Genomic DNA, 21,598 nt, shown 5'->3' with positions numbered 1-21,598 from the left:
GGGGGCGTCAGGCCGCTTCCGGCAGCTTCGTCTGCAGGGACCGCGGATCGCGCGGCAGCGTGACGCGGACGACGGTGCCGACGCCGAGCTTGGAGCGCAGCCGCATCGAGCCGCCGTGCAGATTGGTGAGCGAGCGCGCGATCGCAAGTCCGAGACCGGAGCCCTGGTAGCTCTTGGTGAGCTGGCTCTCGACCTGCTCGAACGGCTTGCCGAGCCGGCGCAGCGATTCCGGCGCGATGCCAATGCCGCTGTCGGCGATCAACAGTACGATCGAGTCATCCAGCATCTGGCCGCGCACCAGCACGCGGCCGTGGTCGGGCGTGAATTTCACTGCATTGGAGAGCAGGTTGACGATGATCTGCTTGACCGCGCGGCGGTCGGCGACGACCGAGATCGTGCTTTCGATATCCGACTCCAGCGACAGTCCCTTGTGCTCGGCGCGGCCAGAGACCACGCGCAGCGACTCCGCGAGGATGCCGGAGAGATCGAGCGGCTCCATGTCGAACTTCATGCGGCCGGCCTCGATCTTCGACATATCGAGGATGTCGTTGATGACCTCGAGCAGGTATTTCCCCGACGTCAGGATGTCGTGGCAGTACTCCGCGTATTTGTCCGAGCCGAGCGTGCCGAACAGGCCGCTGCCCATGATCTCGGAGAAGCCGATGATGGCGTTGAGCGGGGTGCGCAGCTCATGGCTCATATTGGCGAGGAATTTCGACTTCGCGGCGTTGGCGTCCTCGGCGCGGGTTTTTTCCTGCGAGTATTTTTCGGCGAGGTCGGCGAGCTCGACGGCCTGCCGTTCCAGCTCGGCTTGCGAGCGCTGCAGGTCGATCACGGTGGCGCGCAGGCGCAGGTCGTTGTCGACCAGCTTCTGCTCGTGCGCCTTGATGCGGGTGATGTCGGTGCCGACCGAGACGTAGCCGCCGTCCTTGGTGCGGCGCTCGCTGATGTGCAGCCAGCTGCCGTCGTCAAGCTGGGCCTCGAAGGTGCGGGCGCCGGGCGCCGGGACGCCGCTCTCGTGCAGGCGGGTGCGCACTTCCGGCATGCTGCCGACCTCGATCACGGTCTCGTAGGAGGTGCCGGGGCTGACGGCGGAATCGGGCAGCTTGTGCAGCCGCTGGAAGTGCGAGTTGCAGAGCACGAGGCGGTCGTCGGCATCCCAGAGCACGAAAGCCTCGGGAATGGTCTCGATCGCGTCGCGCAGCCTGAGATCGGCTTCCACAGACTTCTCGGCGAGGCTTTTCTGCTCGGTGATGTCGACCGCGATGCCGATCAGATGCAGGCCGCCGTCGGCGGCAGCATGGCTGAGCTCGCAGCGCACCCGCAGCCAGATCCAGTGGCCGCCGACATGGCGCATGCGGAAGCTCTGGTCGATGTGATCGATCTTGCCCGAGATCAGCTGGTCGGCGATGTCGAACAGGTTGATGTCGTCCGAATTCACCAGCGCGTTGACCTCGCCGAAGGTGAGGAGGTCGTTGCGGGTGTCGAGGCCGAGCAGGGTGAACATCGACTGCGACCAGAAGATCCGGCCGCGCGACAGGTCCCAGTCCCACAATCCGCAGCGGCCGCGGTTGAGCGCGGTGTCGATCCGGCCGCGCACGGCGTCGTTGATCAGGTCGCCCTCGCGGGCGCGGGTCGATTGCCAGTGGAACGCGAAGCCGAGGATCAGCACGACGAAGCTCGTGGTCGCCGACAGCGTCACCGAGAGCGCCGCGTCCGATCCCCAGATTGGCTCGTTCATCTCCTGGATGACGACGACCTGGCCGGGCAGCGACTTGACGAGCTGCGAGATCGCCAGTGCGCCGGTGCCGCCGGGCAGTGTCATGTCGCTGACCGTGCCCTGCTGGCCGGGCGCGACGAGCAGCTGCGCGGTGGAGACGATGTCGAGGATGCGGTCGTTCTCGCCGGCGCCGTCGACCGGCACGCGCGCCAGCACGCGGTGATCGGCGCTGGTGATGATGACGTGGCGGCCGTAGGCGATGCCCCAGGACGGGATCAGGTCCGGCAGCAGTTCCTGCATCCGCTCGATGCTGGCGAGCCGGTCGTGCCGCACCGAGGTCAGGCGATCGAGACGTTCGGCGAGGATGTCGGACAGTGCAGCAAGGTCGCGCTTCATCGCGCCGCGCTTCTGCCGGTTCTGGTCGATCACCTGGACGAAGGCGCCGAGGCAGATCGTGATGAGGAAGGCGATGATGAGCGTAGGGACAGCGCGGCGCAGTGCAGGCTCGGCCGTCAGGAGCCTGTGATAGGCCGGTTTCGCGATCGACTGCGCCAATCCCTTGATCGAATCGGATTGGACGCACGCGTTCGCTGCATGCGCGCGCGCCATGCCTGAGACCCCCGCTCTAAGCTGATTTTTTACCCGGTTCGGATGCTCCCCACGATGCATCCGAATCATGATCATTTGAATCCAGATTTCCGGGACTGTCGAGAGTCAACGATTCGTTAATGCGAAAAAATTCTTGTCCCGGGAAGAATCATGCGGCGCAAAGCGAGTCCGAAACGGGAACGGCTCCGTAGAATTACGCGCGCGTCGGCTCTGCGTGACTGATCACACGCTTCACGGTGGGGAACGCACGACGCAGTTTGCGTTCGATCTCGTCGACGCTTTCGTGCACCTTGATCACACTCATCGAAGGCTGCGCGCGGCAATGGAAGTTGACGACCTCGCCGGCGTCGGTGTTGCGGACCCGCACATTGTGGATGTCATGGATCGCGCCGCCATCGGCAAAGCCGGTCAGCGCCGCCTTGATGGCTTCGACGCGGTCCGGCGCGGCGTCGGTTCCCCACGGCAGTTCCGGCTCGAGCGGCTCGATATGGGTGTCGACCTCGACGTCCTCGCCGAAATCCTCGCGGATCGCGCGCTCGAGCCCGTGGGCGATGTCGTGCGCTGCGTCGAGCGCCATGTCGCTGTCGACCTCGAGGTCGATGCCGACGATCAGCTTGCCGCCGATGTCGTGCACCGTGACGTGGTGGATGGCGAGGCCGGAATTGCGCGCGATCACCATGATGCGCTCGCGCACGCTCTCATTGTCGCGCGCCACCGGCACCGCGGTGAAGGTGAGGTCGGCGTCGCCGAACGTCTTGGTCAGCGCCGCCTGCGCCCGGCGCTTGATGTCCTCGACGCGGTCGATCGGGTAGGTGCGCGGCACCTTGGCGATGGCATCGATGAAATGCGTCGCGCCGACCATGCGGACGCGCAACCGGTCGACATCGACCACCCCCGGCACGGCCTTGATGGCGGCGGTGGCCTTCTCCAGCGCGCCTTCGGGCGCGCGGTCGAGCAGGGTCTCGACCGTCTCCCGCGCCATGCGCAGGCCGAGCAGGGCGATCATCAACGCGACCGCGATCGCCGCTGCGGCATCGCCCCACCAGAAGCCGAAGCCGGCGAGCACCAGGCCGACGATGACGGCGGTCGAGCCCATCACGTCGGAGGCGAAATGCAGCGCATCGGCGGCCAGCGCCTGGCTCTTGGTGTCGCGCGCGGCGCGGTGCAGCGCGCGGGCCCGCCACAGATTGACGCCGATATCGATGACCAGAACGACAAAGGGAATGGCCGAGATCGACGGCGGCGGCGCGCCCTCGCGCAGATGGCTGTAGGCCTGCACCAGGATGCCGCCGGCCAGCACATAGAGCAGGGCGATGATGCCGAGCGCCGAGACGCTCTCGAACTTGCCGTGTCCGTAATGATGCTCGGCGTCGGCCGGCTGGTCCGACACCCGCACCACCGCCCAGGTGATGATGGTGGCGACCAGGTCGATCGACGAGTGCAGCGCCTCCGAGATCAGCGCCAGCGATCCGATCGCGATGCCGACCACGAACTTCGCCACCGCCATGCTGCCGCTGGCGAGGATCGAGATCGCGGCGACCGATGTCTTGGTGGAGGGTGCGCTGGTGCTGGAAGAGCTCATGGGCGGCGGTTTAGCAGGGAGTTGGTGAACATCAAGTGTCGTTGATGAAACGCAATCGCCACTCAGTTGCAATTGCAGGATTTTGCCAAAATCACGCGGTCGTCCCGGCGGAAGCCAGAATCCACAACCACAGGGTTGTGTGGTTGAAGTGAGCTGTGGCAACCGCATCGCATCATGACTCGCATTCGGGGTATGTGTTGCGCGACGTGTCAACCGAACATCTGCGTTCTCGCGGCGCGTTTCGCCCGAGCTTTGCAAAATCGTTTCGCCACGACACAAGAGGGCGCAGGGAATGCCGGGTGCGCGCTGCACCGCCCGTCGTGTCGAATGGGTAACTCATGCCGCCATCTCGACGCGTAACGTAGGATGGGTAGAGCGCACGAAACCCATCATCTCGGCGTGCGGATGCAATCGATGGGTTTCGCTTCGCTCTACCCATCCTACGAGCTAATGATCCAAAGCGGCCCTTGCCATTTAAGGACCGATTGGTCTATATATCGGCAATGAACCGCCAAACCACCATGCAGGCGCCCCGTGGCCGCCCGCGAAGTTTCGACGTGGACGCCGCCATCGAACGCGCGATGAATGTGTTCTGGTCGCGCGGCTATCACGCCACGGCACTCCCGGACCTGCTGCGTGCGACAAAACTCTCGCGCGGCAGCCTTTACGCCGCGTTCGGCGACAAGCACTCGCTGTTCCTGCGCGCACTCGATCGCTACATTGCCGATGCCCTGACCCGGATGGATGACGAACTCGATCCCCGCAGAGATCCGGTCGATGGCCTGCGGGCCTACCTTGCCGGTTACGTTGAGCGCACGTGCGGTGCCAATGGCCGGCGTGGCTGCCTGTTGGTGGCGACGGCGATGGAGCTGGCCGGCCAGGATGCCGAGGTTGGTCGTCGCTTCGCGAGCTTCTTCAAAACCATGGAGACCAGGGTGGCGGACGCATTTTCCCGTGCGGAGACCGCGGGCAGATTGGCCGATGGCGTCGAGCCTTCGAGTGCCGCCCGAATCCTGATCTGTTTCCTTTGGGGGCTGCGCGTGGTCGCAAAGACGGCTCCGGCACGTACCACGTCGCAGGCCACCGCTGACGCGCTGCTCGATCGCTTCATCAAATAAGCAACTGTTGGAATGACCCTTGATGTCCTCTGGACGTCTGCGCGATCGGTACGCCCATATATGGACCGATCGGTCTTGAAAGGAAGGATGCGATGTCTGCCATCCAGATCATTTGCGCGGTGGCCGTTCCCTTGCTCTGGGGTTATCAGTTCGTGGTCATCAAGGTCGGCGTCACCGAGTTTCCGCCGCTGTTCTTCCTCGGACTGCGTTTCCTGGCCATCGCGCTGCTGCTTGTTCCGTTCGTCAGAAGGCCGACACGCCAACAACTCGGCCCTGTCTCAGCTATTTCGGTTTTCCTCGGCGGACTGAACTTCGGGCTGTTCTATGTCGGCCTTGGGCTCGGCTCGGGGAGCATGTCGGCGGTCGCCTATCAACTCGCCCCGCCGTTCACCGTGCTGCTCGCCTGGCCGCTGCTCGCGGAGCGGCCGTCGCTCGTCACATCCGCTGGCGTGGTGCTGGCGTTCGTCGGCGTGGTGGTGCTGGCGGCGGGGCCGGGGCTGTCGGCAAACGTGCTGCCGCTGCTGCTCGTGGTTGCCGCGGCGTTCGCATTCGCGGTGTCCACCGTCCTGACGAAACGCTACGGCCCTTTCGATCCCCTGATGCTGATGGGGTGGTCGTCGCTGCTCACCGTGCCGCAGGTCATGTTGATGTCGTTGCTGCTGGAATATGGACAGCTGGCGAGCCTTGGCACGGCGGATCAACGGGGCTGGCTGGCGCTCGCCTACACCGTCTTCATCGGCGGCATTGTCGGGTTCGGCCTGTGGTTCTGGCTGATCGCCCGCTGCTCCATGGCCCGCGTCGCCCCCTTCGGTCTGCTGCTTCCGGTGTTCGCTTTGATCTCGAGCGTGCTGTTCCTTGGCGACCAGGTGACGCCGAAACTGGTTGTCGGCGGACTGCTCGCGATCTCCGGCGTCGCCATCACACAGGTCAGACCGGGTGCGAAGTCGGACCAGTCGTAGCGCTCGCAGGGACGGCATTTCGGCCGTAGCCGATGCTTCGCTTCCGTAACAGGGAACCCCCTTCGGTCGGTCGTCCGTTTGCGTAAAATGCGAACGGTTCGCCGCCGCCAGGACGCGAGCGTGTGCGGCAAAACAGCACTCTCTCGGCATGGCCGGTGCGCGGCGCCTCGCCTCAGAGCCGGCCATCGCGGCATGCAGGGCTGCTCGGCGCGTGATTTCGCGCGCCAGACATCTTTTTTGACCGCTCAGCCCGCAGCGTTGGTGTGCAGCTTGTGCCAGAGCGCGCAGCCATGCGGACGGATGCTGCCGGACATGTTTCACGTCGCAACTTCGGGTGGAACGATTGCCCTCTGGGCGTGTTTGGCGGCGATGCTCTCGGTTGCTCAGGGAGTGGACCAATATCCAATGCAGAAGGGAGAGGCCACATGAGGAGCGTTTTCGCGAAGGCGTCAATCCTCGGGGTTGTCAGCGCGGGGCTGATCGGTACGGCTGCGGCACAGACTCAAGATTTGCGCAATGGCGCGGCCGATGCGACCAAGCAGGCAAATTCGGTCTTGCTGAAACAGCTGCCGTTTAACGACACCTCCGATTTCGACGCCGCGAACAAAGGCTTCATGGCCGCGCTGCCTTCCGAGGCAATCAAGGGAAGCACGGGCAACGCGATCTGGAACCCGCAGCAGTACGGCTTCATCAGCGACGCGACGGCCCCCGATACGGTCAACCCAAGCCTGTGGCGACAATCCCGGCTGATCAACATCTCCGGCTTGTTCGAGGTGACCGACGGCATCTATCAGGTCCGCAATCAGGACCTGTCGAACATGACGATCATCGAGGGCAGCGAGGGCATTACAATCGTCGATCCGCTCGTGTCGGCAGAGACGGCAAAGGTGGCGCTCGACCTGTACCGCTCGAAGCGCGGAAACAAACCCGTCAAGGCCGTGATCTACACCCACAGCCACGTCGATCACTATGGTGGTGTGCGGGGCGTCACCAGCGAGGACGACGTCCAGTTCGGCAAGGTCAAGATCTACGCGCCGGATGGATTCCTGGAGGCTGCGGTCGCCGAGAACGTCATGGCCGGCACCGCGATGAGCCGGCGCGCCAGCTACATGTACGGCAACCTGCTCAAGGCGGATCCGAAAGGTCAGGTCGGCGCGGGTCTCGGCACCACGACCTCGGCAGGCACGGTCACGCTCATCGCGCCGACCAACATCATCAAGGAAACCGGACAGAAAGAGAAGATCGACGGCTTGACCTACGAATTTCTGATGGCGCCCGGTTCGGAAGCGCCTTCGGAGATGATGTGGTTCATCGAGGAAAAGAAGGCGATGGAATCCGCCGAGGACGCGACCCACACGCTGCACAATACATATTCGCTTCGCGGCGCCAAAATTCGCGAGCCGCTCCCCTGGTCGAAGTACCTCAACCAGGCGCTGGTGATGTGGGGCGACAAGGTCGACGTGGTGTTTGCGCAGCATCACTGGCCGACATGGGGCAATGACAAGGTGGTTTCACTTCTGGAGAGCCAGCGCGACCTTTACCGCTTCATCAACGACCAGACCTTGCGCATGGTCAACCACGGCATGACGATGCGCGAGATCGCCGACGGATTCAAAATGCCTGACAGCCTCGCCAACGTCTGGGCAAACCGTGGTTACTACGGCTCGATCTATCATGACGTGGCCGCCACCTATGTTCTTTATCTTGGCTGGTTCGACGGCAACCCGGCCACCCTGCACGAACTGCCGCCGGTCGAGGCGAGCAAGAAGTACGTCGAGTTCATGGGCGGCAGCGACGAGGTTCTGAAGAAGGCCAAGGCTTCCTACGACAAGGGCGAATATCGCTGGGTGGCTCAAGCCGTCCACCACGTCGTGTTCGCCGATCCCGACAATCAGGCCGCCAAGGATCTCGAAGCCGACGCGCTCGAGCAGCTCGGCTATCAGGCCGAGTCCGGACCGTGGCGCAACTTCTACCTGACCGGCGCCCAGGAGCTGCGCAACGGTGTCGCCAAGCTGCCGACGCCGAACACCGCGAGCCCCGATACGGTGCGCGCGATGTCCGCGGATTTGTTCTTCGACTATCTCGGGGTTCGCCTCAACGCGGAGAAGGCCGGCAACGCGCATGCGAAGCTCAACTTCGAGTTCGGCAAGGACGGCAACTACTTCGTCGAACTGAAGAACGGAGTGCTGAACCACACGGCGAACATGAAGTCCAACAATGCCGATGCGACCGTCGCGTTGTCGCGCGATACGCTGAACAGCATCATCCTGCAGCAAACCAGGTTTGATGATGCCATCTCGGCCGGCGCGGTGAAGGTCAGCGGAGACCAGACCAAGCTGCGCGATCTCGTGTCGTATCTCGACACGTTCGACTTCTGGTTCAATATCGTGACGCCGAACCAGACGGCTCAATCCGCCACGACGGGGCGAGGGGGAACGTCGCGATAATCATAACGTTAATCATACGGTCAAGCGGCGCGGAGCATTTGCTTCGCGCCGCTTCGCTATGCGCACCTTCGCCGAAGATCGCGCGGATTTCCGCGATCGAGCGGGTGCGGAAGGTGACGCCGACCCTCTTCACGCGCTGTCGAAGACAGCTCCATTCAGTCATTTTGCTGACGCAATCTCTGTTTTAGTCGAGCGAGAAACTGAAAAACACGGTGTGAGGGCCGCCCAGGTTCTCACGATGGTTCCACCGCCGGAACTGGCACGAATCCGAAGGAATTGGCACGCGTAAACGCCTCCGCGTTCGCTTGACCATGTTTTGCGGCATCGGGAACCGGACGATCGAAGAAAATCAATCAAGGAGTTATGATGCTGTTCGGCTCGAGCGCCGCGATTTGCGGCGCCCTGGTTGCGCTCGCCTTTTCTGGCACCGCTGCTCGAAGTGAAATCGCTGCGGTTCATTCAAGCGCCGTCGTCAATGCCGCGTGTGGGGATGCAATCGTTGGCGCGGCATCCATGTACAATCCGTTCAAGCCCGGCAAGGAGGAGGGCGGTCCGAGCACAGCCTCCGGCGAGCGCTATGATCACTCGGTCTGGGCGGCTGCCATCAAGACGAGTCTGCGCCGGAAGTTTGGTGGCGTCCAATTTGGCGCGAGGCCGAAATATGCCCTCGTCGAGGCCGTCGGCAAGAAGGTCATCGTGAAGATAAATGACGTGGGGCCACTCAAGCCTGGCCGCATCATTGACCTCAATGAGCGGACGATGCGCTATTTCGATCCAAGCCTGGAGCTCGGAGTCATCAGTGGCGTCAAGGTCAGCCCGCTTGCGGGGGACTATTGGATTCCCGGGCCCGTTGGCTGATCCGCCCTTTGCTCGCGGTGACGATGACAATCGCCGGAGGCTGCTGCTACAGCGTCACCACGATCTTGCCGAGGTGCTTGTTGGCTTCCATGTGTTCGAACGCCTTGCCGATGTCGGCGAATTTGTAGACCTGGTCGATCGGCAGCTGCAGCTTGCGTGCCTCGACCGCGGGCCAGATGTCCTTGCGCACCTCGTCGAAGATCGCGCGGATCTCCTCGATCGAGCGGGTGCGGAAGGTGACGCCGATATACTGGATGCGGCGCGCCGCGTGCAGGTCGAAGTTGAAGTCGCCGTGGGTGCCGCCAAGCCGGCCGACATTGACGATGCGGCCCTTGACCTTGGTCGCCTTGAGGTTCTGGTTCGCGACCGGTCCGGAAACCTGGTCGACGATCAGGTCGACGCCTTCGCCTGATGTCGCCTGCAGCACCTGATCGACCCAGCCGGGATCCTTCGAGTCGACCGCGAGATCGGCGCCGAACTCCTTCAGTCGGCCGCGACGCGTCGCGTCGGTCGATGAGCCCACCACGAGCTTGGCGCCCTTCAGCTTGGCGATCTGCATCGCCATCAGCCCAACGCCGGAGCTTGCGCCCTGGATCAGCACGCTCTGGCCCGGCTGCAGCGCGCCATTGGTGACGACGGCGTTGTGCATGGTGGCGAGCGCAACGGGCAGGGTTGCGGCCTCGTCGAAATTCATGTTCGAGGGCGCGCGGAACAGCCGGCCGTGATCGGCCAGCGTGTATTCTGCGAATGCCGCGCCGCCGGAGCCCATGATCTTGTCGCCGACCTTGACGCCTTTGGCATCGGGGCCGAGCTCAGCGACCTCGCCGGCCCATTCCATGCCGAGCACGGTGCCGACGCCGCCGGCCGCGCCGTGGACATGGCCCTTGGTCATGCCGAGATCGGCGCGGTTCAGCCCGCAGGCATGGACCTTGACCAGCACCTGGGTGCCCTTCGGCACGGGCTTCGCAACGTCGGTGATTTCAGGGCCGTTAGGGCCGTAGACATAGGCTTTCATGGGCTTCTTCTCGTTGTGTCTAACGCGAGATGACTTGAATTCCGTCATCCTGAGGTGGCCGCTTTTTCAGCGGCCCTCGGAGGATGGACGGCCCGGCTGGTGGCCGTCGACCCTTCGAGACGCGCTTCGCGCTCCTCAGGGTGACGGATAACACTCGTGCTCCGCTCCGGCCTATTCCGCGGCCTGGCGCTTGGCGCCGGACATCATCGCTTCCAGCCGCTCGCGAATGATCGCTTCCGCTTCGTGGACGATGCGCGACACCAGCTCGGCGCAGGACGGAATGTCATGGATCAGGCCCTGCACCTGGCCGGCCGACCAGATGCCTTCGTCGGCATCACCTGACGCGTAGACCATCTTGCCGCGCGCGCCGGCGACCAGCTCGCGCACGTCCTCGAACTTGGCGCCTTCCTTCTCCATCTGCACGACCTTGGTCGAGATCGCGTTCTTGGCGACGCGCGAGGTGTTGCGCATGGTGCGGAAGATCAGCTCGGTCTCGCGCTCGTCATTGGCGACGATGCGTTCCTTCACCAGCTGATGGATCGGGCTCTCCTTGGTGCACATGAAGCGCGTGCCCATGTTGATGCCTTCGGCGCCGAGCGCGAGCGCTGCGACCAGGCCGCGGGCATCGCCGAAGCCGCCGGAGGCGATCATCGGGATCTTCACCTTGTCGGCGGCGGCGGGGATCAGGATCAGGCCGGGGGTGTCGTCCTCGCCGGGATGGCCGGCGCATTCAAAGCCGTCGATCGAGATCGCGTCGGCGCCCATCCGCTCGGCGGACAGCGCGTGGCGAACGCTGGTGCATTTGTGCAGCACCTTGATGCCGTGCTTCTTGAACTCGTCGACATGCTCCTGCGGCTTGTTGCCGGCGGTCTCGACGATCTTGATGCCGCTCTCGATGATGGCCTGGCGGTATTCGGCGTAGGGCGGCGGCTTGATCGCGGGCAGGATGGTCAGGTTGACGCCGAACGGCTTGTCGGTCAGCTCGCGGCAGCGCGCGATTTCCTTGCGCAGATCGTCCGGCGTCGGCTGTGTCAGCGCGGTGATCATGCCGAGCGCGCCGGCATTGGCCACGGCGGCAACCAGCTCGGCGCGCCCGACCCATTGCATGCCGCCCTGCACGATCGGGTGGTCGACGCCGAACATTTCGGTGAAACGTGTCTTGATCATTCTGCCCTCGTTTCCATCAGGATTTTCCGTGTCGCGGACGGCGGCGCACGGTGTTGTTATGGATGTCGAGGGGAAGGATGCAGTCCTGTCCGGCAATTGTCTACCGGCGACCTGCGGCGCGCCCATGCGGAAATGACAGGCCGCGGCGGTCGGGCGAGGGCGGGACGGAAATCTTTCGTCATCTGTTCAGGCGCTGGTGATCGAACACGCAGCGCCTGGCTGAGAGCAAGGCAAAGCAGGCGCTTGTTACGCCGGCACGGCGTCCTTCTTCGACGCGGCGGTCTCCTCGTCGAATGCGGCGGCGATGTCGCGCATGCTGACGACGCCGATCAGGCTGTAATTGTCGATGACGGGCACGTGGCGAATGTGGTGCTTGGTCATGAGATGACGGATGTGCTCGAGCGTGTCGCTCGATGTGCACGACACCAGCTGCTGCACCGACACGAACTGCGACACCTTCATGCTTGCGCCCGCCGCACCGTGCTCGGCGATCGCGCGCACCACGTCGCGCTCGGTGAACATGCCGACGGCGGTGTTACCCTCGGTGCGAACGACATCCTTGACCACGAGCGCGCTGATATTGCTGGCGCGCATCAGTTGCGCGGCGATCGCCACCGTCTCGTTCATGCGCACCGTGGCGACGCGGGGGGTCTTCTTGCGCAGGATATCTCCGACTTGCATGGCAACCTCCTGGGTTATCGTTGACTGGAGTCTGGTATACAAAATGCCAATTGTCAACGTGGCTGTCACAGAAATCTACCATCAGCAAAATGCTTAAATAGGCAGGTTTGCTGACATTTCCGACGATTTTGAGCGGCCGTGGGCGGCGCGGGCGATCTGCCGCACTAAGCGTGGTGGTATCTGGCATCCCTGAGCTGGCAAAAAAGAGAAGAGGCGCACCGAAATGCGCCTCCATCAGTCTCCGGGGAAATGTCGGGACCAAGCGGTCCTGATCGGGTGGTCTTTAGCCAAGCCGTCTTGTTAAGCCGTCTTGGCGCTCGTCGCGGTCTCTTCCGCGGCGGCAGCCTCGTTGCCGTTGATGAAGGCGCGGCGCATCGGCTTGATCACGAACAGCGCCATCAGCGCCGCGGTGGCGTTGAGGGCGACCGCGATCACGAACACCGCCTGCCAGCCATAGCTGGCGGCAACGATGCTGGCGGCAGGCACCAAGAGCGCTGCGGTGCCCTTCGCGGTGTAGAGCATGCCGTTGTTGGTGGTCGCGAACTTCGAGCCGAAGGTGTCGCCGCAGGTCGCCGGGAACAGCGAGTAGATCTCCCCGAACACGCCGAAATAGACCGCGGTCGCCAGCACGAACACCACCGGGTTGTGACCCCAGGTGGATAGCGTGAGCAGCATCAGAGCGCCGGTGCCGAACGCAATGAACATGGTGTGCTCGCGGCCGATATTGTCGGACACCCAACCGAAGAACGGCCGTCCGAAACCGTCGAAGATGCGGTCGAGCGAGATCGCAAAGGTCAGCGCGGCCATCTGGAAGCCGGCGAGCGTGACCGGCGTGTTCGCGATCTTGTAGTCGTGCGCGATCGGCGCGATCTGCGCCGCCGCCATCAGGCCGCCGGCGGCGACCATCACGAACACCAGATACATCACCCAGAAGATCGGGCTGCGCAGCACCTGCGGCGGCGTGAAGTCGACCTTGGTCTGCGGCAGATTGAGCTGCTTCTTCTTCGGCGGGATCGAGACCGCGGGCGGCTGGATGAAGAAGGCGAGCAGGAAGACGATCAATCCCTGTCCGATGCCGAAATCGAAGAACGCGGTCTGATAGCCGCTCGCGGCGATCATCTTTGCAATCGGCACCACCGTGAGCGCGGCGCCGGCGCCGAAGCCGGCCGCGGTTGCGCCGGCGGCGAGGCCGCGGCGATCGGGAAACCACTTCAGCGCGTTGCCGACGCAGGTGCCGTACACCGCGCCGGCGCCGATGCCGCCGAACACGGCGGCGGTGTAGAGCAGGGCGAGCGAGTCGGCATAGGAGTTCAACACCCAGGCGAGCGCGATCATGATGCCGCCGAACATGATGACGAGCCGCGGGCCGTATTTGTCGACGAACCAGGCCTCGACCGGCACCAGCCAGGTCTCGGTCACCACGAAGATCGTGAAGGCGAACTGGATCGCCGCGCGGCCCCAGTGATGCGCGCCGTCGATCGGATCGACGAACAGCGTCCAGCCATATTGCAGGTTCGCGATCATCGCCATGCAGACGATGCCCATGACGAGCTGCAGCCAGCGGAAGCCGCTGGACGAAGGTTGAGCTTGTGTGACGGCAGTATTGCTGGAAACCATCAAGTCCTCCCGAGCGCGCTGGTCTTGTGACCGAGTGTCGCAATTATTGTGGCGTATCGTCGCAAGCGCCCGGCGGAAGTTGGTATACTATATTCCAGAAAGCAAGCCCTTCATTCCGCTGCAACGCAGCAAATCTGACATTCGACGCGCCGGTCCAGACGGCATCTCGTGGCCAGCCAAAATGAAAAGCGCCCGGCTTTTGGCCAGGCGCTTCGCAGGCTGTGGTGAGGCGGTTGCTCAAGCCGTAGCCGATTTCGCGACCACGATTTTTCGCCAGGGCTTGAGCAGCATGATCGCGAGCAGCGAGGCGAGGATGTTGGCACCTGCCGCGATGATGAACACCTTGTCCCAGTTGCCCGACGATTGCTGCATGTAGTTGGCGATCGGCACCAAGAGCGCCGCGGTGCCCTTCGCGGTGTAGAGCAGGCCCGCATTCGTGGTGGCGAACTTGGCGCCGAACGTATCGGTGCAGGTCGAGGGGAACAGCGAGTAGATCTCGCCCCAGGCAAAGAACACGAAGCCCGAGAGCAGCACGAACCAAACCGGGTCGTGTCCCCAGAGGTAGAGCATCCAGATGCCGATGCCTTCCATGCCGAAGGCGATGAACATCGTGTTCTCGCGGCCGATCATGTCGGAGATCCAGCCGAAGAACGGACGCGTCAGGCCGTTGAGGACGCGGTCGATGGTTGCCGCGAAGGTGACTGCCGTCATCGTCACCGCCATCAGCGTGACCGGCACGCTGTCGACCTTCCAGTCGACCGCGATCGGCTTCAGGTTCGCCGTCACCATCAGGCCGCCGGCGCCGACGATCACGAACATGAAGTACATCAGCCAGAAGATCGGCTGCCGCAGCACTTCGGTCGGCTGATAGTTGCGCCGGGTCTGGATGATGTTGGCGTTCGCCACGACGGCCGGCACCTGTCCGGCCTTCGGCGCCAGCAGGAAGAAGGAGAGCAGCACGATGATGATGCCCTGGCCGAGACCGAAGTACAGGAAGGTGGTCTGGAAGCCGGAGTCCTTGATCATCGCCTGGATCGGCGCGACCGTGAGCGCCGAGCCTGCGCCGAAGCCGGCAGCGGTGATGCCCGCGGCAAGTCCGCGCTTATCCGGAAACCATTTCAGCGCGTTGCCGACGCAGGTGCCGTAGACGCCGCCGGCGCCGATGCCGGCGATGATCATGCCGAGATAGTAGCCGTTCAGCGACGTCGCCTGGGCGTTGATCGCCCAGCCGAGTGCGCAGAGGATGCCGCCGACCAGCACGACGATGCGCGGACCGTATTTGTCGACGAACCAGCCTTCGACCGGCACCAGCCAGGTCTCGAACAGCACGAACAGCGTGAAGGCCCATTGGATCGATGCGCGATCCCATCCGAATTTCTTCTGGATGTCGGGGACGAAGAATGTCCACCCGTATTGATAATTTGCGATCATCACCATCGCGGCGACGCCGATCGCGAGTTGCATCCAGCGATAGGTGTCGCTGACACGCGCGGCCGCGGGGGCCGCAGTTGCCTGAACCATGTCCGACATAGATCCTCCCAGTGCGCCCCTTGTCGTTGCTTATGAGCGCGCGATGGCCATCTTGGTATCCGATATGCCAAGGTTCAAGCTGTCGCAGGGGCAGCGCGCGCTTATGCCGCACAGGACTCAGCCCGGGCACCCCGGGAGAGTAGTTCAGCGCGCAAGGAAATGGCCCCGAAAATCGGGGCCATTGGTCGAAGGTTCAATGTCAGGTCGCATCTTGCGACGAAAGCTGCATCCGGCGGAGAGCGCCGGAAATCCCTTGGCTTAAAGGCCGAAGCGCGGCAGGTCGCCGTTGCGATTCGAGATCTCCGCGCTCTTCATCAGCAGGCGGTCGATCGAGGCCAGCAGGCGGCCGAACAGGGTGGAGGAGGGCGCGAGCGTCAGTACAGTGGTCTTGGACATTGGTGTCCCCTTTCCTTGGAGGCCAGCAATGGGCCGGCTCATCATCTGCAGCCAAATTATGTATACCAGATGCCAGATACAACGGACTTGTTTGCATAGCAGCATGCACGACTGTGCAATGCAGCAAAATCGGCTGATCGGATTCCGGATCGGCGTGGATGGGGCGGAGCCCGGCGGCGACGCCGGGTCAGAATTTCCAGCTAAAACTGGCCTTTACCGAGTGGTCCTGGACCCGGTCGGCAAGCTGGCCGACATAGGCGATGCCGATGCTGGCCTGCGGTGTGACCCGCAGGTCGAGGCCGCCTTCGACCAGTGCCGCGTTCCGCGCCAGCGGCACGCCGGCCACGGTGAATCCGGTTCCCAGGCCCTGGAACGCGAGCGCCGATGTCGGGGTCACGTCGCCGAAGGCGTACTGCCAGGCCACCGCCTGTTCGCCGGCGTCGGCCGCCTGGTCGATGCGGAGGTGGTGAGCTTCACCGAGTTCCATCGTCCGAGCTGGGATTTCCGGTCGTTGATTTCGGTCGGCGACGATCCGGAGGTTCGTGCCCGCGGCATGCAGGCGTTTGCGAAGCACATGCACTCGCATCCGTTCTGGCAACACGATCCGGCGTTCTATGGCGAACGCGCGCTGCGCGAGTCGGATTTCTTCAGCGACGAGGAATTCGTCGAGCTGCCGATTGCCAAGGGGGTGTTCCTGCCGTCGGGGGCGCGGCGGATCATGGGGATCGCGTTCGAGCACGCCGGTTATGTGGTCACGGTTGTCGGGCATCGCGTGGTGGGACGGCCGGCGTTCAGCGACGAGGAGCGCGACCGGATGCAGGGTTTTCGTCCGCACATCCTACGCGGCTACCGCCAGGCGCAGGAGCGAACGCTGCGGCGCTGACACCGAGCGACCGCCTGCGTCTGGCATTTCCCGCGCTGACGCCGCGCCAGATCGAGGTGGCGTCGTGGATCGCGCAGGGCAAGTCGAACGAAGAGATCGCGGGCATCCTCGGCGTCGGGCTCGATTCCGTGAAGGCGCACGTCAAGGCGATCAACAGCAAGATCGATTCCGACAGCCGGCGCGCCGCGATCGTCATCGCCCACACCACGCCGCCCTTCGCCGATCTGCCGCCGCTGTGGAAGCTCGGCCTCGAAGATTGAGGCGGGCGGCGCGTTCATAAAGAAGGTCGCCCAAATGCGGCGGCCTCGAGTGAGCGGGTTTGCTTTTCTTCTTGGCCGATGAAGGGTCGGGGCCAAGTCCCTTCACCGCATTCGCTTCACCGCGTCCAGTCTTCGCCGGCGCACAGCGTTCCCATGCAGCCGCGAACGTTCAGCGTGCCCGGCGACACCAGCGTCACCGAGCTCTCATAGGTCTTGCCGTCGTCGGCGTTGTAGATCCGGCCGGCCCATTTGTTCGGGCCGGCGGGCTGCATGTTGATGAACAGCGACATGCCTATGACCGGTCGGGTGCGCTGCGCGCGATCGGCATTCTTGTCGTCGAGCTGCGGCTTGCCGGTGGCCCTGTCTGTCGGCTCCTTCAACCAGACGACGCGGCCGCACAGCGCGCTGCCGCAGCGGTGGACCTTGATCCTGGCGTCGCCGGATTGGGTCAGCCAGACGCCGGCCGGATCGTTGGCCTTGTCGCTCGCCTTGGCGGCATCGGCGGGGCTGCCGAGCAGCGGGATGTGGAACGCGGCCACGATCAGGCGGCGCGTGAGGTGAGCGTGGATCAATTGCTTCAGGGCCTTGCGCAGGCCGTTTTGGTCTGGGATTACCGTCATCATCCACCTTCTTCATGAAAAACTTCATGATAAACATGAAATAAATCACGTTTAGGGTTGAGTCAATGACATTGCCTGGGCATGATGCAATCCGGCCGTACCGGCTTTTTGGCAAAGAATTTTTCGGATGGGTGCGATGGGGAAATCGGTTCGTGAGCAGCGCCAGCTCTGGTTTCGCAGGCTCGATCGGGCGTTCTGGTTGATCTGGGCGGCGTTGCCGGTGGTGTTGTGGCTGGCCTATTACCGCACCGCCACGGCGTCGGCGACGATCGCCGAGAGCCTGATCGGCGAGCAGGCGAAGTGCGCCAGCATCGTCGCCAACCCGCTCACCATGTCGGCCAAGGGCCAGGTGCTGTTCTGGTCGCTGTTCGCGCTTGGGGTATCGTTTTACGCCGTGCTGATCGGCATCCTGCATCGCATGGTGAACCGATTCGCCAACGGACGGATCTTCGTGTCCGAAACGCTGCAGGGTGTCTGGTGGATGGCGATATTCCTGGTGGTCTGGCCGTTTGTGGATACGATCACGACCATCGCGGTGACCTATGCGCTGTATCAGCTTGGCGACATCAAGTTCTTCCTGCCGAGCTACGGCGTCGACGTCGGCACGGTCGCAGGCGGCGTGTTCCTGATGGCGCTGAAATTCGTGATCGAGCAGGCCATCCTGTTGCAGTCCGAAAACGATCTGACGATCTGAGGGTGATGCTTGTGCCCATCGTGGTGAACCTCGATGTCATGCTCGCAAAGCGCAAGCGCCGCCTCGGAGACCTCGCGGACGCGATCGGCATTTCGATCCAGAACCTGTCGATCCTGAAGACCGGCAAGGCGAAAGCGATGCGCTTCTCGACGCTGTCGGCAATCTGCCGCGAGCTGGACTGCCGGCCGGGCGATATCCTGGAATATGTGCCGGGCGATGAGGGCGGCGAAGGCGAGAGTGGCGAGGGTGGTTGATCCGGCGTGCGGTCGACAGCGGCGCGGGACCGCAAGTTCCTCCCAAAACAAAATGGCCGCGGTTGCCCGCGGCCATTCGTGTTTCTGCTTGAGCGCTGCCTTTACTCGGCCGCCTGCTTGCGCGGCGGGTCGAGCGCGCCGGAGTCGTGGATCTCGGCGACCTGGTGATCGCTGAAGCCGAGCACCTCGCGCAGGATCTCGTCGGTGTGCTCGCCGAGCAGCGGCGAGCGCTGAACGTCGCTCGGCGAATCCGAGAGCTTGATCGGGTTGCCGACCGAGACGTACTTGCCGCGGGTCGGGTGGTCGACCTCGACCACGGTGCCGGTCGCGCGCAGCGACTGGTCTTCGGCGATCTCCTTCATCGAGAGGATCGGACCGCAGGGGATATCGTCCTTGTTGAGGATCTCCATCGCCTCGAACTTGGTCTTGGTCATCGTCCACTGCTCGATGCGGGCGAAGATCTCGTTGAGGCGCGGCAGGCGGGCCGGCGGCTTGGCGTAGTTCGGATCGGTCTTCCAGGTCGGCTCGCCGATCACGTCGCAGATCTTCTCCCAGACCGGGGCCTGGGTGATGAAGTAGATGTAGGCGTTCGGGTCGGTCTCCCAGCCCTTGCACTTCAGGATGCGGCCGGGCTGGCCGCCGCCGGAATCGTTGCCGGCGCGCGGCACGGCATCGCCGAACGGAATGCCTTCGCCGAACTGGCTGTATTCCTTCAGCGGACCGTGGGCGAGCCGCTGCTGGTCGCGCAGCTTGACGCGGGCGAGGTTGAGCACGCCGTCCTGCATCGCGGCGGTGACGCGCTGGCCCTTGCCGGAGTGGGTGCGCTGGTACAGCGCAGTGACGATGCCGAGCGCGAGATGCAACCCGGTGCCGCTGTCGCCGATCTGCGCGCCGGTGACCAGCGGCAGGCCGTCGCGGAAGCCGGTGGTCGAGGCAGCGCCGCCGGTGCACTGCGCGACGTTCTCGTAGACCTTGCAGTCCTCATACGGGCCGGGGCCAAAACCCTTGATCGAGGCGACGATCATCTTCGGGTTGATGGCCTGGATCTTCTCCCAGGGGAAGCCCATGCGATCGAGCACGCCGGGGCCGAAATTCTCGACCAGCACGTCGCACTGCTTGATCAGCGCGGTCAACACTTCCTTGCCCTTCGGGTTCTTGGTGTCGAGCGTGATCGAGCGCTTGTTGTGATTCAGCATGGTGAAATACAGGCTGTCCACGTTCGGGATGTCCTGCAGCTGGCCGCGCGTGATGTCGCCGACGCCGGGACGCTCGACCTTGATCACGTCGGCGCCGAACCAGGCCAGCAATTGCGTGCAGGTCGGACCCGACTGGACGTGGGTGAAATCGAGAATGCGAACGCCCTTCAGCGCCTTGGTCATAATGTTTGCTCCGTACTCTATATGCCCCTGCACCCGCAGGGAGTGATGGGGTTAGGGGTTACTTCTTCTTCTGCAGAACGCTCTGCGGATTGAGGTTGCCGATGCGGCCGCTCTCCGAGCCCGCCGCCGGATCGATCACCGCGTTGATCAGCGTCGGCTTGCCGGAATCCAGCGCTGCATTGACCGCGCGCTTCAACTCGTCCGGCGAGGTGGCGTTGACGCCGACGCCGCCGAAGGCTTCCATCATCTTGTCGTAGCGCGAGCCCTTGACGAACACGGTGGTCGCCGGATCGTCGCCGGCGCTGTTGACGTCGGTGCCGCGATAGATGCCGTCATTGTTGAAGATCACGACGCAGATCGGCAGCCTATAGCGGCAGATGGTCTCGATCTCCATGCCCGAGAACCCGAACGCGCTGTCGCCTTCGACCGCGAGCACGGGCAGGCCGGTCTCGACCGCAGCGGCGATCGAATAGCCCATGCCGATGCCCATCACGCCCCAGGTGCCGACGTCGAGCCGCTTGCGCGGCTTGTGCATGTCGACGACGCCGCGGGCGAGGTCGAGCGTGTTGGCGCCCTCGTTGACGAAGATGGTGTCCGGACGTTCCGCGATGATGGCGCGCAGCGCGCCGAGCGCGCCATGGTAATCCATCGGCGAAGCGTTGCTCATCAGCTTCGGCGCCATCTTGGCGACGTTGTCGTCGCGCTTCTTGGCGATGGTCGAGAGCCAGTCCGTGGGCGCCGCGGTCCAGTTCGCGCCCATGGCGTCGAGGAACGCCGACACGCAGGAGCCGATATCGCCGACCACGGGGGCGACGATCTCGACGTTGGAATCCATTTCCTTCGGCTCGATGTCGACCTGGATGAACTTCTTCGGGGCTTCACCCCAGGTCTTGCCCTTGCCATGCGAGAGCAGCCAGTTGAGGCGGGCGCCGATCAGCATCACGACGTCAGCTTCCTTCAGCACCGTCGAGCGCGCCGCACCCGCGCATTGCGGATGCAGATCGGGCAGCAGGCCCTTGGCCATGCTCATCGGCAGGAACGGCACGCCGCTCTTCTCGACGAAATTCTTGATCGCCTCGTCGGCCTGCGCGTAGGCCGCGCCCTTGCCGAGGATGATGAGCGGGCGTTTTGCGCTCTTCAGGACGTCCAGCGCGCGCTTGACCGAAGACGGGGAGGGGATCTGCTCGGGCGCGGCGTCGATCACCTTGACCAGCGACTTCTGGCCGGCGTCGGCGTTCATCACCTGCGAGAACAGCTTTGCGGGCAGGTCGAGATAGACGCCGCCCGGACGGCCCGACACCGCGGCGCGGATCGCGCGCGCGAGGCCGATGCCGATGTCCTGGGCGTGCAGCACGCGGAACGCGGCCTTGCACAGCGGCTTGGCGATCGCGAGCTGGTCCATCTCTTCATAGTCGCCCTGCTGCAAATCGACGATCTCGCGCTCGGACGAGCCCGAGACCAAGATCATCGGGAAGCAGTTGGTGGTGGCGTGGGCGAGCGCGGTGAGGCCGTTGAGGAAGCCGGGCGCGGACACCGTGAGGCAGACGCCGGGCCGCTTGGTCAGGAAGCCGGCGATCGAAGCCGCGTAGCCGGCATTCTGCTCGTGGCGGAACGAGAGCACGCGAATGCCCGCCGCCTGGGCCATGCGGCCCAGGTCCGTGATCGGGATACCCGGCACACCATAGATGGTGTCGATGCCGTTGAGCTTGAGCGCATCGATGACGAGATGGAAGCCATCGGTCAGTTCTTGCTCGGTGCCCGGTGCCTCGGACTTCGTAGCGGTATTCAGCATCGGCATCGTCTCCCTGA

Annotated in this window: 20 protein-coding genes; 8 read left to right on the top strand and 12 right to left on the bottom strand. The window is 63.9% G+C overall.

Annotation, left to right across the window (positions count from 1 at the left end; genetic code table 11):
• Positions 1-7: 7 nt before the first annotated feature.
• Complete coding sequence (locus J2R76_RS13450) at positions 8-2,329, bottom strand: PAS domain-containing sensor histidine kinase (protein ID WP_076833335.1); 2,322 nt, start codon at positions 2,327-2,329, stop codon at positions 8-10.
• Between the two features lie 193 nt (positions 2,330-2,522).
• A complete protein-coding gene (locus tag J2R76_RS13445; protein WP_076833338.1) occupies positions 2,523-3,911 on the bottom strand; it encodes a cation-efflux pump in 1,389 nt (462 codons plus the stop codon).
• A 521-nt stretch (positions 3,912-4,432) separates the two neighbouring features.
• Here J2R76_RS13445 and J2R76_RS13440 point away from each other — a divergent pair.
• The 4 genes from J2R76_RS13440 to J2R76_RS13425 all read left to right on the top strand — a co-directional run bounded on the left by J2R76_RS13440 (position 4,433) and on the right by J2R76_RS13425 (position 9,293).
• A complete protein-coding gene (locus tag J2R76_RS13440; protein ID WP_076833590.1) occupies positions 4,433-5,029 on the top strand; it encodes a TetR/AcrR family transcriptional regulator in 597 nt (198 codons plus the stop codon).
• A 92-nt stretch (positions 5,030-5,121) separates the two neighbouring features.
• Positions 5,122-5,988: a DMT family transporter gene (locus J2R76_RS13435; RefSeq protein ID WP_076833340.1), complete on the top strand. Its 867-nt coding sequence runs from the start codon at positions 5,122-5,124 to the stop codon at positions 5,986-5,988.
• A gap of 425 nt (positions 5,989-6,413) precedes the next feature.
• Complete coding sequence (locus J2R76_RS13430) at positions 6,414-8,435, top strand: alkyl/aryl-sulfatase (RefSeq protein ID WP_076833345.1); 2,022 nt, start codon at positions 6,414-6,416, stop codon at positions 8,433-8,435.
• 363 nt (positions 8,436-8,798) lie between these two features.
• A complete protein-coding gene (locus J2R76_RS13425; RefSeq protein ID WP_194295413.1) occupies positions 8,799-9,293 on the top strand; it encodes a septal ring lytic transglycosylase RlpA family protein in 495 nt (164 codons plus the stop codon).
• Positions 9,294-9,339: 46 nt separating this feature from the next.
• Here the strand turns inward: J2R76_RS13425 and J2R76_RS13420 are convergent, their stop codons facing one another.
• The 7 genes from J2R76_RS13420 to J2R76_RS40750 form a co-directional block, all read right to left on the bottom strand.
• A complete protein-coding gene (locus J2R76_RS13420; RefSeq protein WP_076833348.1) occupies positions 9,340-10,308 on the bottom strand; it encodes a zinc-binding dehydrogenase in 969 nt (322 codons plus the stop codon).
• A gap of 171 nt (positions 10,309-10,479) precedes the next feature.
• The gene (locus J2R76_RS13415) at positions 10,480-11,475 is read right to left on the bottom strand and encodes a nitronate monooxygenase family protein (protein ID WP_018270747.1); all 996 of its coding nucleotides are present in this window, start codon (positions 11,473-11,475) and stop codon (positions 10,480-10,482) included.
• A gap of 246 nt (positions 11,476-11,721) precedes the next feature.
• Complete coding sequence (locus J2R76_RS13410) at positions 11,722-12,156, bottom strand: CBS domain-containing protein (RefSeq protein WP_028331534.1); 435 nt, start codon at positions 12,154-12,156, stop codon at positions 11,722-11,724.
• A gap of 300 nt (positions 12,157-12,456) precedes the next feature.
• Positions 12,457-13,773: an oxalate/formate MFS antiporter gene (gene oxlT, locus J2R76_RS13405; RefSeq protein WP_028331533.1), complete on the bottom strand. Its 1,317-nt coding sequence runs from the start codon at positions 13,771-13,773 to the stop codon at positions 12,457-12,459.
• Positions 13,774-14,010: 237 nt separating this feature from the next.
• On the bottom strand, positions 14,011-15,303 hold the full coding sequence (gene oxlT / locus J2R76_RS13400) for an oxalate/formate MFS antiporter (RefSeq protein ID WP_076833351.1): 1,293 nt from the start codon (positions 15,301-15,303) through the stop codon (positions 14,011-14,013).
• Positions 15,304-15,561: 258 nt separating this feature from the next.
• Positions 15,562-15,699, bottom strand: a complete 138-nt coding sequence (locus tag J2R76_RS13395; protein ID WP_167350443.1) for a hypothetical protein — start codon at positions 15,697-15,699, stop codon at positions 15,562-15,564.
• A 187-nt stretch (positions 15,700-15,886) separates the two neighbouring features.
• Positions 15,887-16,186 (bottom strand): autotransporter domain-containing protein, encoded by a 300-nt coding sequence (locus J2R76_RS40750; RefSeq protein ID WP_143271215.1) that lies wholly within the window; start codon positions 16,184-16,186, stop codon positions 15,887-15,889.
• On the opposite strand from J2R76_RS40750, the gene J2R76_RS40810 reads away from it, so the two are divergent.
• Both J2R76_RS40810 and J2R76_RS40805 read left to right on the top strand, forming a co-directional pair.
• On the top strand, positions 16,166-16,582 hold the full coding sequence (locus J2R76_RS40810; RefSeq protein WP_253624104.1) for a hypothetical protein: 417 nt from the start codon (positions 16,166-16,168) through the stop codon (positions 16,580-16,582). The two genes, J2R76_RS40750 and J2R76_RS40810, sit on opposite strands and share 21 nt — an antisense overlap.
• A 56-nt stretch (positions 16,583-16,638) precedes the next feature.
• Positions 16,639-16,842 carry a helix-turn-helix transcriptional regulator gene (locus tag J2R76_RS40805; protein WP_194295414.1) on the top strand — a complete coding sequence of 68 codons (204 nt, stop codon included), beginning with the start codon at positions 16,639-16,641 and terminating at the stop codon, positions 16,840-16,842.
• 116 nt (positions 16,843-16,958) lie between these two features.
• Here the strand turns inward: J2R76_RS40805 and J2R76_RS13375 are convergent, their stop codons facing one another.
• Positions 16,959-17,465 (bottom strand): DUF2147 domain-containing protein, encoded by a 507-nt coding sequence (locus J2R76_RS13375; protein WP_076833353.1) that lies wholly within the window; start codon positions 17,463-17,465, stop codon positions 16,959-16,961.
• Positions 17,466-17,598: 133 nt separating this feature from the next.
• Here J2R76_RS13375 and J2R76_RS13370 point away from each other — a divergent pair, with 133 nt between their 5' ends.
• A complete protein-coding gene (locus J2R76_RS13370; protein ID WP_253624103.1) occupies positions 17,599-18,156 on the top strand; it encodes a DUF2975 domain-containing protein in 558 nt (185 codons plus the stop codon).
• A 5-nt stretch (positions 18,157-18,161) separates the two neighbouring features.
• Positions 18,162-18,410, top strand: coding sequence for a helix-turn-helix transcriptional regulator (locus J2R76_RS13365; RefSeq protein WP_082654019.1), 249 nt, complete (start codon positions 18,162-18,164; stop codon positions 18,408-18,410).
• Between the two features lie 101 nt (positions 18,411-18,511).
• Here J2R76_RS13365 and frc read toward each other — a convergent pair whose 3' ends face one another.
• Both frc and oxc read right to left on the bottom strand, forming a co-directional pair.
• The gene (gene frc, locus J2R76_RS13360) at positions 18,512-19,789 is read right to left on the bottom strand and encodes a formyl-CoA transferase (protein WP_076833358.1); all 1,278 of its coding nucleotides are present in this window, start codon (positions 19,787-19,789) and stop codon (positions 18,512-18,514) included.
• A gap of 58 nt (positions 19,790-19,847) precedes the next feature.
• Entirely contained in the window at positions 19,848-21,581 is a 1,734-nt protein-coding gene (gene oxc / locus J2R76_RS13355) for an oxalyl-CoA decarboxylase (protein WP_057020305.1), read from the bottom strand.
• Positions 21,582-21,598 lie beyond the last annotated feature (17 nt).

Source organism: Bradyrhizobium sp. USDA 4532 (assembly GCF_024171315.1).
GTDB lineage: Bacteria > Pseudomonadota > Alphaproteobacteria > Rhizobiales > Xanthobacteraceae > Bradyrhizobium > Bradyrhizobium australafricanum.
The sequence above is the reverse complement of the archived record's forward strand: the minus strand, read 5'-3'. Positions and strand labels throughout refer to the sequence as shown.